This is a genomic window from Diaphorobacter ruginosibacter, from assembly GCF_040396215.1.
GTDB classification, from domain to species: domain Bacteria; phylum Pseudomonadota; class Gammaproteobacteria; order Burkholderiales; family Burkholderiaceae_C; genus Diaphorobacter_A; species Diaphorobacter_A ruginosibacter_A.
Window position 1 is genome coordinate 1 of sequence record NZ_JBEBOW010000129.1, and the last position, 10,450, is coordinate 10,450.

Consider the following 10,450-nt stretch of genomic DNA (forward strand, 5'->3'; position numbering starts at 1 on the left):
GCTTCGCGCCTCGTCTCGATCGCAAACCTTCGGTTTGCTGGGTCGTGTTGGCAGCGCTAAATAGCTGCGGGCCACGCAGGCCCGGCTGCGGCATCTCCGTACAAAATGCAAGCTTTCGCGGCCTAGTCCATGCTCCGGCGTACGGCATTGAGGCGCACGCCGGGGCAAACCCTATACAGTGGTGGATTTCCCCATTCGTCATTGATAGAAAAGGACTCCTCCATGGCCCAAGCCAAACCGCCCATCACGCTGTCATCGCTCGACGTCGATCGCATCGAAGCGCTGCTCGCCGCGGTTCCGGCGAGCGCGTTTCCGGGCAAGGCGGAACTCCAGGCGGAACTGGACCGCGCGGACGTTCTCGCGCCGGAAGAAATGCCCCCCACGGTGGTCACGATGAACTCCATCGTGAAGTTCACCATCGTGGAAAGCGGCAAGGAGTTCGTGCTCACCCTCGTCTACCCGCGCGACATGGATGGCAGCGCCGACAAGATATCCATCTTCGCGCCTGTCGGAAGCGCACTGCTGGGTTTGTCCGTCGGAGATGAACTGGCATGGCCGGGCCCGGGGGGCAAGGCCATGACGGTGCGCGTCAAACAGATCGTCTATCAGCCCGAAAGCTCCGGCGAGATGCATCGCTGACCGATGGGCGCGGCTTGCCGCGGCAAGCCGCCCGAGCGCACAGGCAGATAGACGGATAGACGGATAGACGGACAGGCAGGTATCACTTGCGCAGGGCGAAATGCCCGGGCGACCGCTGCGCTCAGTTCACGAACTGCCCGGCCAACAGCACTCCGCCGCCCGCGCCGATCAGGCTCAACTGCCAGCGCAGCGCAGTCAGCCATGTCGGAACATGCTGCTCCACCCGCAGATAGAGAATGCGCCCGGCCATCACGGAAAGCACGAATGCCGCGACCATGCCCAGCAGGTTCAGCACGGGATCCTGCGGCAACCATGCGGTCACCACGGCGTTGACGAGCAGGCACACGGAGAAGTGGATCAGGAAGACCGAATAGCAAATGCGGCCCAGTCCTTGCAGGAGCAAGGTCAGCGGCTGCAGCGGGCCGAGCAGTTTTCCGAACAGCAGTTGAGCATGCGTTGTACCGTCTTCGCGCGCCGGGCGCATCAACAGCATCAGCATCAAGGCGCAGGCCATGGCCAGCGCGATGCGGCCGCGGAACTCGATCCACAGCGCGGCGCAGCCCAACGCTCCGATCAATACGAACCAGACCGCCCAATGCCTTGAGCGCGAGCCCCAGAACGCCAGCATGCCGAGCCCGTAAGCGCCCCAGAAATAGATACCCCACATATCCCAATCGGCATTGCGGTTGGCATAAAGCAGCGAAGCGGCAACGCCCGCGATGACGAGCAACTGCGTCAGCCGGGCGCGCATTCCGTCGGAAAATCTGAAGGTGCGCATGGCGGCGAACAGCAGAACGGCCATCACGAACAACTGGAAATCGACGGCCACATACCAGACGCCGGCGGAAAGTGCCTCCTCCCCGACGATGTCCTGAATCAAGAACGCATTGGCAATGAGCTGCGGAATGGTCGGCTCGCCCGGAACCGACGGGTGATCCATCAACGGACGCACCAGGTCGGACAGCAGCACGGCCACGATCAGCGCCACGGCATAGGGAACCACCAGACGCACGAACCTCTTGCCGACCTGCTCGGGGGCATTGTCAAAGCGCGCCAGCGCCTTGGGAGCCAGGCTGGCCGCAGCCAGATAGCCGCCGAGCACCAGGAAGATCTGCACGGCCATGCGCGCGTATTCGCTCAGCCATTCGACGGTTGCGGGAACGAGAGCCTGGGCGACATCGGACATGGGGCCATAAAAAGCCAGGTGGTGCCAGATGATGGCCATGCAGGCCAGGCCCTTGATGCAGTCAATGCTTGCATTGCGCTTTGCGGAAGCCATTTTGGTGTTGTATGTATTCAGTTCCGGCTGTGGATATGCTCTGCAAAGTCCGGCAAAGGCGAAATTGTGCGCTCATTGGCCGAATGCTGCAGGCGGCGAAACAAAGGAGCGCCTCCTGGAGCTCGCTCCCGCCACGTGCATGCAGCCGCCTGCATTCGCAATGCTCGCTGACTACACGGACAGCGGCGCTTTCAACGCCGATACCCTGTTCAACGCATGAAGTGCAATTGGGTTTACTTTGACCCGGTGCGATCGAGTATTTCGCGCCGCATCGCCTCATCCTCGGTCAGTTCGTACCACATCGCATTCAGCACCGCGAAGGCCGCTGCCAGCGGCAGTCCCAGAAGCCATGAGAAATACCACATGATGTTTCCTCCTTTGCTTTTTCTAATAGGAGTGAGTGCGGCCTTCCGCGATCGCCATGGGATCGACCTTGCCGCGAAGAACGTGATAGACCCAACTGGTGTAGGCCAGGATGAGAGGCATGAAGATCAGCGTGCACACCAGCATGATGAACAGTGTCACGTGGCTTGAAGAAGAGTCCCATACGGTCAGGCTGAAACGCGGGTCCACCGAGGAAGGCAGGATGATCGGGAACATGGCCGCGCCGACGGTCAGGATGATGCAGGTGATCGCCAGCCCGCTGGCCAGCAGCGCAAGCCACTCGCGGCGCGCGCGCATGCCCACCGCCGCGGCCCACGGCAGAGCAACGCCCAGCACCGGCAGCGCCCAGAGAGCGGGAGCCGCCCCGAAGTTCACCATCCACGCGCCCCGCGCCTGGGCAGCCGTCTTGGCCAGCGGATTCGATGGTCCCAGCGGATCCAGGGCGCTGGTGATCTCATAGCCATTGATTCCCAGCGCCACCCACACGCCCGCGAGCGCAAACAGCACCGAGGCCAGCATCGCGGCAATGGAGCCCAGCCGCGCCGCACGGGCGGCGGTCTCCCCTTGCGTCTTGAACACCAGCCAGCAGGCGCCGTGCATGGTCAGCATGCACAGCGACACCAGTCCGCACAGCAATGCGAAGGGGGTGAGCAGGCCGAAGAACGTCCCGTCGTAATAGATGCGGAGGTCGTCGCTGAAACGGAACGGCACCCCGAGCAGCACGTTGCCCACGGCCACGCCGAAAATCAGCGCGGGGACGATGCCGGAGATGCACAGCACCCAATCCCAGGCATTGCGCCAGCCGGCGTCCTCGCGCTTGCTGCGGAACTTAAACGCCACGGGCCGCAGGATGAGCGCCACCAGAATGACGAACATCGCCAGATAGAAGCCGGAGAAAGACACGGCATACAGTTGCGGCCAGGCAGCGAAGATGGCCCCGCCGCCCAGGATCAGCCAGACCTGGTTGCCCTCCCAGACCGGGCCGACGGCATTGATGACCACGCGGCGCTCGACATCGTTTTTCGCCGATGCGCGCAGCAGCGCCATCGCCCCCAGGTCGAAGCCGTCGGTCACGGCGAAACCCACGAGCAGGACACCCAGCAGCAGCCACCAGATGATGCGCAATACGTCGTATGAAATCAGTTCGTGCAAGATCATTTCAAACTCCTGGTGTTGCGGGACTCAACGCGCACGCGCGAGCTTTTCGATCATCGGCTCGTAGAGGCTCAGGTGCGGCTCGCTCTCGTGCTCCGGCCCCTTGCGGATCACCTTGAGCAAAAGCTTCATCTCGATGATGAACAGCACCGTATAGATCAGCACGAAGCCGCAGATCGTCAGCAGCAAGGTGCCCGCCCCGAGATTGGAGACAGCCATCGCCGTCGGGAGCACGCCCTCGATGATCCACGGCTGGCGGCCCAGCTCCGCGACGATCCAGCCGCACTCGATGGCGATCCAGGGCAGGGGAATGGCCAGCACGGCGAGCTTGAGCAGCCACGGATAGGCATCCAGCCGGTGCCGCGCCGAGAGATAGAAAAAAACGGCCGTGAGAGCGATGAAGAACATGCCGAGTCCGACCATCACGCGGAAGGTCCAAAACAGGGGGCCGACCGACGGCACCGTATCCATCGCGGCCTGCCGGATCTGCTCGTCGCTGGCCTTGCGCGGATCATCGACATAGCGCATCAACAAAAGCGCATAGCCAAGCGAGCGCCCCTTGTCCTCGAACGTCTGCCTGGCCTGCCGCGCCGCATCGGCATCACCACTGGCCGCGCGGATCGTCTGCAGCGCGTCATAGGCGTGGATGCCATCGCGGATGTGCTCTTGCGCGAGCTTCACCAGATCGTTGATGCCCGGAATTTCGGTGGTCAGCGAACGCGTGCCGATCAGCCCCATGACCCATGGAATATGGACGGCATAGTGCGTTTCCCGCGCCTGCCTGTCCGGCAGTCCAAACAGCGTGAACGATGCCGGTGCGGGCTCCGAATCCCACATCGCCTCGATGGAGGCGAGCTTCATCTTCTGGTGCTCCGTGGAGAGGTAGCCGCTTTCGTCCCCCAGCACCACCACCGACAGCGAAGCGGCCAGCCCGAAGGATGCGGCCACGGTCATGGAACGCCTGGCCAGGTGCACGTGCCGCCCCTTGAGCAGGTACCAGGCCGAGACGCCCAGCACGAAGAGCGAAGCGCACACATAGCCCGCGGACACCGTGTGCACGAACTTCGCCTGCGCCACCGGGTTGGTGATCACGGCGAAGAAGTCGTTCACCTCCATGCGCATGGTCTGCGGATTGAATGCGGCCCCCACCGGGTTTTGCATCCAGCCGTTGGCAATCAGAATCCACAGCGCCGAGAAGTTGGAGCCCAGCGCCACCAGCCAGGTGGTGACCAGGTGGCCGATCTTGCTCATGCGGTCCCAGCCGAAGAAGAACAGGCCGACGAAGGTCGCTTCAAGAAAGAACGCCATCAACCCTTCAATGGCCAGGGGCGCGCCGAAGATGTCGCCCACGTAGTGGCTGTAGTAGCTCCAGTTCATGCCGAACTGGAACTCCATGACCACCCCGGTGGCGACGCCCATGGCGAAGTTGATGCCGAACAGAACGCCCCAGAACTTGGTCATGTCGCGCCAGATCGTGCGCCCGGTCATCACATACACCGTCTCCATGATGGCCAGGAGGATGGACAGACCCAGCGTCAGCGGGACGAAGAGAAAGTGATAGAGCGCGGTCAGCGCGAACTGGAGCCGGGACAAGTCGACGATATTGAGGTCCATGACAAGATCCTTTCTGCCGCTTTCAAGAGGAAACCGTTGACCGCCCGCCCGCACCGGCCCCGGTGTGTGCGTCGGCTCTCAGCGTGGCCAGCGCCTTCGTGAACTCTTCCGTGCCGCGCACCGCCTGCCCGGTGATCCGTCCGTGCTCCATGCGCACGATGCGGTCCGCGATGACCGCCTCGCGCCGCCAGTGCGTGACGAGCAATAGCGTCCGGCCCCGCGCCGCGCGCGCAAGCCGCTCCATCACGTCGCGGGCGATGGCGGCATCCAGGCCTTCGCTGACTTCGTCGAGCAGCCAGCATGGCGCCGGGCTCAACATCAAGCGGGCAAGAGCCAACCGGCGCGACTGCCCGGCCGACATTCCCAGTCCGCCCTCGCCCAGCCGCGTATCAAGGCCCTCCGGCAGCTTGCCGATGTCGGCGGCAAGGCCCGAACTCTCGATCACCGCCTGCAATTGTTCATCCGATGCCTGCGGATTGGCAAGGCGCAAATTGTCCCGGAGGCTGTCCTGAAAAAGCTCGGTGCGCTGCGTCATCCAACTGCAGCGGCAGGCATGCACTTCGCCGGAGCTCGCCCGCACCTCGCCCGCGACCAGCGAGAGCAAGGTGGTTTTCCCGGCCCCGCTCGCGCCGATCACGGCAACACGCTCGCCGCGTGCGATCGTCAGGCTCAGGGGACCGGCCATCCACGCCCCATCATGCCGGACACCCGCGTCGCGCAGCGTCACCGCCAGATCACCGGCAATGGCGCACGGACGAGCCGCTTCGCCGGAAAGCGGCTGCGCCGGCCGCGCCTCGTACCGGGCCAGGTCCGCCCCCAGGCGCCTCGCGGCAAGCCAGATGCGGCCCGCCTGCGATGCGCCACGGCTCAATGCGGCAAACGGCTCCATCGCCGACAGCGCGAACAAGAGCCCCAGCGCCGCGACCGCCGCTCCGATGCGGCCCTGCTCCACGAGCCAGGCCATGGCCATCAGGCTGGCCGCCAGCGTGACGGCGTTGACGACGCCATAGGCTGCGGCGGCGCGCGCTTCAGCCCTGTACAGCCGGGCGTCCGCATGCGCCGCACGCTCCTCGATGGCCAGGATGGATGCGCACTGCGCCGGAACACGCTGCGCCATCAACAGATCCGTTTTGCCCGCCACCAGATCGACGACGCGCGCGCGCATCGTCTCGACGGAAAGGGCGCTGCGTACCGCGGCGCGGCGGCTGCCGACGCCAAGCCACAGCGCAATGCCCCAGCCCGCAGCGATCAGCCAGATGCCGGCCACCAGACCAAGCCACCAGCGCATCGCGCCGAATGCCAGCATCACCACCATCGCCGAGCCCAGGGCCGCGCTGGCGGGCACCAGCAGGCGCAGATAGACATTGTCCAGCGCATCCACGTCGGCTGTGAGCCGCTGCAGCAGGCGCGCCGGGCGCGACAACAGATGCCGCGCGGCTTGCGGCGTGGACCACGCGCGGAACAGGCGCTCACGCAGCGCAGCCAGGGCCGCGAGCGTGGCCTCATGCGTGATCAGCCGCTCGGCATAGCGCGACCCGGTTCGCCCCAGCGCCAGCAGCCTGATGCCCGCCGACGGCATGAACACGTCGAAAACCAGCATGGCCCCCGGAACCAACCCGGCAATGGCTGTCGCGGTAATGAACCAGCCCGAGAGCCCGAGCAGCGCCATGCCCATGAGCACGGTCGCAACCGCCGCCAGGGCGCCGCCGATCCACAGCCTGCGCGATGCCCCGGCATGCATCGCCCGCCAGATGGCGCGCAGCGGCGCCCGCGTGCGTGGGGATGCGCCCGGCTCCATCACACCGCCTCGCAATCCAGCGGCCGCGCCCACGCCGCACCGGCTTCGCCGTTCAGCACGATGACGCGATCCATGCTTGCGGCGAGCTGCGCGTCGTGCGTGGCGACGATCAAGGTACGGCCCCCGGCAATTTCCAGCAAGGCGCCGATGACCTGCGCTGCGGTCTGCGGATCGAGGTGCGCCGTGGGTTCGTCCACCAGCAGCAGGCCCGCCTGGACTTGAACAGCCATGCGCGCCAGTCCCAGGCGCACGGTTTCTCCGCCGGAGAGCCCTTTGCCGCCCTCGCCCACGCTCGCGGATGAGCGTTCAAGAAGCGCATCATCGAACACCGCCGCGCGCGCGGCGTTCAACATGTCCCGGCGGCTCACGCCATGCCGATCCAGCGACACATTGCGCGCAATGGAGCCTGCAAACACATGGACCCGCTGCCCCATCCACGCCATGCGGGCCCGCAGGGCATCCGCGTTGCCCGGCGAGAGTTCCTCTCCATCGATCCGGATGCATCCCCGCTCGACAGGAATCAACCCCGCGATCTGAGAAAGCAGAACGGATTTGCCGCTGCCGCTCGGCGCCCACAGCGCGACGTGCTCCCCCGCACGGATGCGGGCGTCGATCCGTTCCATCGCGCTGGCATGGCCCGGCACATTCACCTGCAGATCAACCAGGTCCACGGACAACGGCCGGGCGACCCCATCACCATCGCCACCAAACAAGCTCTCGCCGCCACCGTGCCCCACCACGCGCAGCCCCTGCCGCGCAAGCGCCTGCAGAGCCTGGCTGGCGGCTTCTCCCGCCGCGCGGTCATGCCACACGGCGGACAACTCACGCAGCGGCTCGAAGAACGATGGCGCCAGCAGCAGAATGAACATCGCGGACGCCAGCGTGAGCTGCCCGCCCCAGGCCCCGAAAGCGAGCGTGCCAAGCAGATGGAAGCCGACATAGACGGCGACCATGGCGACACCCAGCGCCGAGAACAGTTCCAGCACCGCCGAGGAAAGGAACGCGATGCGCAGCACCTTCATCGTGCGTTCACGCAAACCGTCGGCATGCGATCGCAGGCGATGTGCGGTGGCATCCACGGCACCGAGCGCGCGCAATGTGCTCAGGCCGCGCAGGCGGTCGAGCAGAAAGGAATTCATGTCGCCCAGCTCCACCATCTGCGCTTCGCTTGCGGCCCTCGCTCGCCAGCCGATGATGGCCATGAACAAGGGAATGAGCGGCGCGGCGACCAGGAGAATCAGCGCGCAAACCCAAGAAAAATACGCGACGGCGCATACGACCGCCAGAGGAACAACGCGCGTGCGCAGCATCGCTGTCCGGTAGCGCGAGAGCCATGGCACGATAGCCTGCGCCTGCTCGGCCATCGCGCTGGCGGCCTGGCCGGACGTGGCCTGGCCGCCATCCAGCGGGGAAGCCTTCTTGAGCGCTTCGAGAACTTCACCGCGCAACCGGCTCAGAAGCCCGCGCGCCACAAGCTGCGAGCGCAACGATCCCGCCGCATCCAGGCACGCGCGCGCCGCACCGGCCGCAAGCACGCCCGCCGCCAGGAAAATGACGCCATGCACCCCTCCGCCATCCGCCAGCACCTGTACCGAGCAAGCGATCCACCATGCTTGCGGCAGCCACAGCAGGGATGCCGCGGTCTGCAACAGGGCACCTTGATCGGCCAGCGGCATGGGCCGCGGGCCCTCAGCGGTGGGAGAGCCAGCTGATTTGGACACGTTCGGATAGGTCGGTTCTTCGGAAATTCATCGGATGCGCTCGTCTCGGCCCTGCATGATGAAACAAATCCGAGCCTCCGTGCGTACGAATTCAGCCCGACTTCCTGTACGCCCTACAGAATCCGCCCGTCAATGGATACGGACACGGCGGAAAATTCACGACAGCGCCAGCCGCGCGCGCGCCTGCGCGTACTCGCGCTTGAGGCGCGCGATATAGTCCGCGGCGCTCACGCGCTGGCCCACGGAGCCAATGCCCTGGCCGCTGCCCCAGATATCCTTCCATGCCTTGGCCGCGCCGCCGCCGCCAAAGTTCATCTTGCTCGGATCGGATTCGGGCAGGTTCTCGGGATCGAGCCCGGCCGCGCGGATGCTGGCGGCGAGATAGTTGCCATGCACGCCGGTAAACAGGTTGCTGTAGACGATGTCGTCGGAGGACCCATCGACGATGGCCTGCTTGTAGGCATCCGGCGCGCGCGCCTCGTCGGTGGCGATGAAGGCGGAGCCGATATAGGCGAAGTCCGCCCCCATGGCCTGGGCTGCGAGGATCGCGCCGCCCGTGGCGATCGAGCCCGACAGCGCCAGCGGGCCGTCGAACCACTGGCGGATCTCCTGGATCAGCGCGAACGGGCTCTTTACGCCCGCGTGTCCGCCCGCCCCCGCGGCGACGGCGATCAGGCCGTCCGCCCCCTTCTCTATCGCCTTGTGCGCGAACTTGTTGTTGATGACGTCGTGCATCACCACTCCGCCCCAGGCGTGCACCGCCTGATTCACATCCTCGCGCGCGCCAAGGCTGGTGATGACCAGAGGCACCTTGTACTTGGCGCAGACCTGCAGATCATGCTCCAGCCGGTCGTTGCTCTTGTGCACGATCTGGTTGATGGCGAACGGCGCGCTGGGTTGCTCGGGGTGCGCCTTGTCCCAGTCGGCCAGGGTTTGCGTGATCTCCGCCAGCCAGTCATCCAACTGCTCGGCGGGACGCGCGTTGAGCGCGGGCATGGAGCCCACGATCCCGGCCTTGCATTGCTCGATCACCAGCTTGGGGTTGCTGATGATGAACAGCGGCGAGCCAATCACGGGCAGCGCGAGCTTTTGCAGCACGGGAGGCAGTTTGGACATGGCGAGAGTCTCCTGGAAACCGGATTGATGCGAAAAAGCGCCGCCCATGCTCGGTCATCCAGGCATCGGCGGCGAGAGAAAGAAGGCCGAAACGGCTGGCTGTCAGAACGCTTCCTGCGGCAAGGCCATCACGCTGGACGCGCCATCGACGATGCTGTCGCGCAGCGATGCCGTCTTCACGAGAATGTGGTCGGCATAGAAGCGGGCCGTGGCCACCTTGGCTTCCATGAACATCCGGTCTTCGCCCTTCGCGGCCAGCTGCTGCGCCACCAGCAGCGCGCGGCCCAGTTGCCAGCCCGCGACCAGGTTGCCGGCGAGCATCAGGTAAGGCACGCTGCCGGCGTATACGTCGTTGGGCGCCGTCCTGGCGGCGCCGGCCATGAAGTCGACCACGTCGAGGAACGCCTTGCGGGCCGCTGCCAGCCGCGCCGCGACCGCCTTGGCGTCAGCGGATCCATTGGCGATCAGTTCAGCCTCGGTCTTCTCGATCTGGGCGGCGATCGCCCTGGCCGATGCTCCGCCATCGCGCGTTGTCTTGCGGCCCACGAGATCGTTGGCCTGGATGGCGGTCGTGCCTTCATAGATCGTCAGGATCTTCGCGTCGCGGTAGTACTGCGCCGCTCCGGTTTCCTCGATGAAGCCCATGCCGCCATGCACCTGCACGCCAAGGCTGGTCACCTCCAGGCTCGTCTCGGTGCTGTAGCCCTTGATCAGCGGCACGAGGAATTCATAGAACGTGGCGTT

Annotated in this window: 9 protein-coding genes; 1 reads left to right on the forward strand and 8 read right to left on the reverse strand. The window is 65.4% G+C overall.

Annotated features, from left to right (window positions below):
- Window positions 1-222: 222 nt before the first annotated feature.
- Window positions 223-639, forward strand: coding sequence for a nucleoside diphosphate kinase regulator (rnk, locus tag ABWP92_RS14205; RefSeq protein ID WP_353236047.1), 417 nt, complete (start codon window positions 223-225; stop codon window positions 637-639).
- Window positions 640-760: 121 nt separating this feature from the next.
- On the opposite strand, the gene ABWP92_RS14210 is transcribed toward rnk, so the two are convergent.
- The 8 genes from ABWP92_RS14210 to ABWP92_RS14245 all read right to left on the reverse strand — a co-directional run.
- On the reverse strand, window positions 761-1,918 hold the full coding sequence (locus ABWP92_RS14210) for an acyltransferase family protein (RefSeq protein ID WP_353236048.1): 1,158 nt from the start codon (window positions 1,916-1,918) through the stop codon (window positions 761-763).
- 233 nt (window positions 1,919-2,151) lie between these two features.
- The gene (gene cydX, locus ABWP92_RS14215) at window positions 2,152-2,283 is read right to left on the reverse strand and encodes a cytochrome bd-I oxidase subunit CydX (RefSeq protein ID WP_353236049.1); all 132 of its coding nucleotides are present in this window, start codon (window positions 2,281-2,283) and stop codon (window positions 2,152-2,154) included.
- A 22-nt stretch (window positions 2,284-2,305) separates the two neighbouring features.
- Window positions 2,306-3,460 (reverse strand): cytochrome d ubiquinol oxidase subunit II, encoded by a 1,155-nt coding sequence (gene cydB / locus ABWP92_RS14220; protein ID WP_353236050.1) that lies wholly within the window; start codon window positions 3,458-3,460, stop codon window positions 2,306-2,308.
- A gap of 24 nt (window positions 3,461-3,484) precedes the next feature.
- Complete coding sequence (locus tag ABWP92_RS14225; RefSeq protein ID WP_353236051.1) at window positions 3,485-5,071, reverse strand: cytochrome ubiquinol oxidase subunit I; 1,587 nt, start codon at window positions 5,069-5,071, stop codon at window positions 3,485-3,487.
- A 22-nt stretch (window positions 5,072-5,093) separates the two neighbouring features.
- Window positions 5,094-6,869 (reverse strand): amino acid ABC transporter ATP-binding/permease protein, encoded by a 1,776-nt coding sequence (locus ABWP92_RS14230; RefSeq protein ID WP_502907545.1) that lies wholly within the window; start codon window positions 6,867-6,869, stop codon window positions 5,094-5,096.
- Window positions 6,869-8,545, reverse strand: a complete 1,677-nt coding sequence (gene cydD, locus ABWP92_RS14235) for a thiol reductant ABC exporter subunit CydD (protein ID WP_353236055.1) — start codon at window positions 8,543-8,545, stop codon at window positions 6,869-6,871. The genes ABWP92_RS14230 and cydD overlap by 1 nt, the downstream gene beginning before the upstream one ends.
- 201 nt (window positions 8,546-8,746) lie before the next feature.
- Window positions 8,747-9,706: an NAD(P)H-dependent flavin oxidoreductase gene (locus tag ABWP92_RS14240; RefSeq protein WP_353236052.1), complete on the reverse strand. Its 960-nt coding sequence runs from the start codon at window positions 9,704-9,706 to the stop codon at window positions 8,747-8,749.
- A 102-nt stretch (window positions 9,707-9,808) separates the two neighbouring features.
- Window positions 9,809-10,450: acyl-CoA dehydrogenase C-terminal domain-containing protein (locus ABWP92_RS14245; protein ID WP_353236053.1), on the reverse strand; the 642-nt coding region annotated here is incomplete at its 5' end.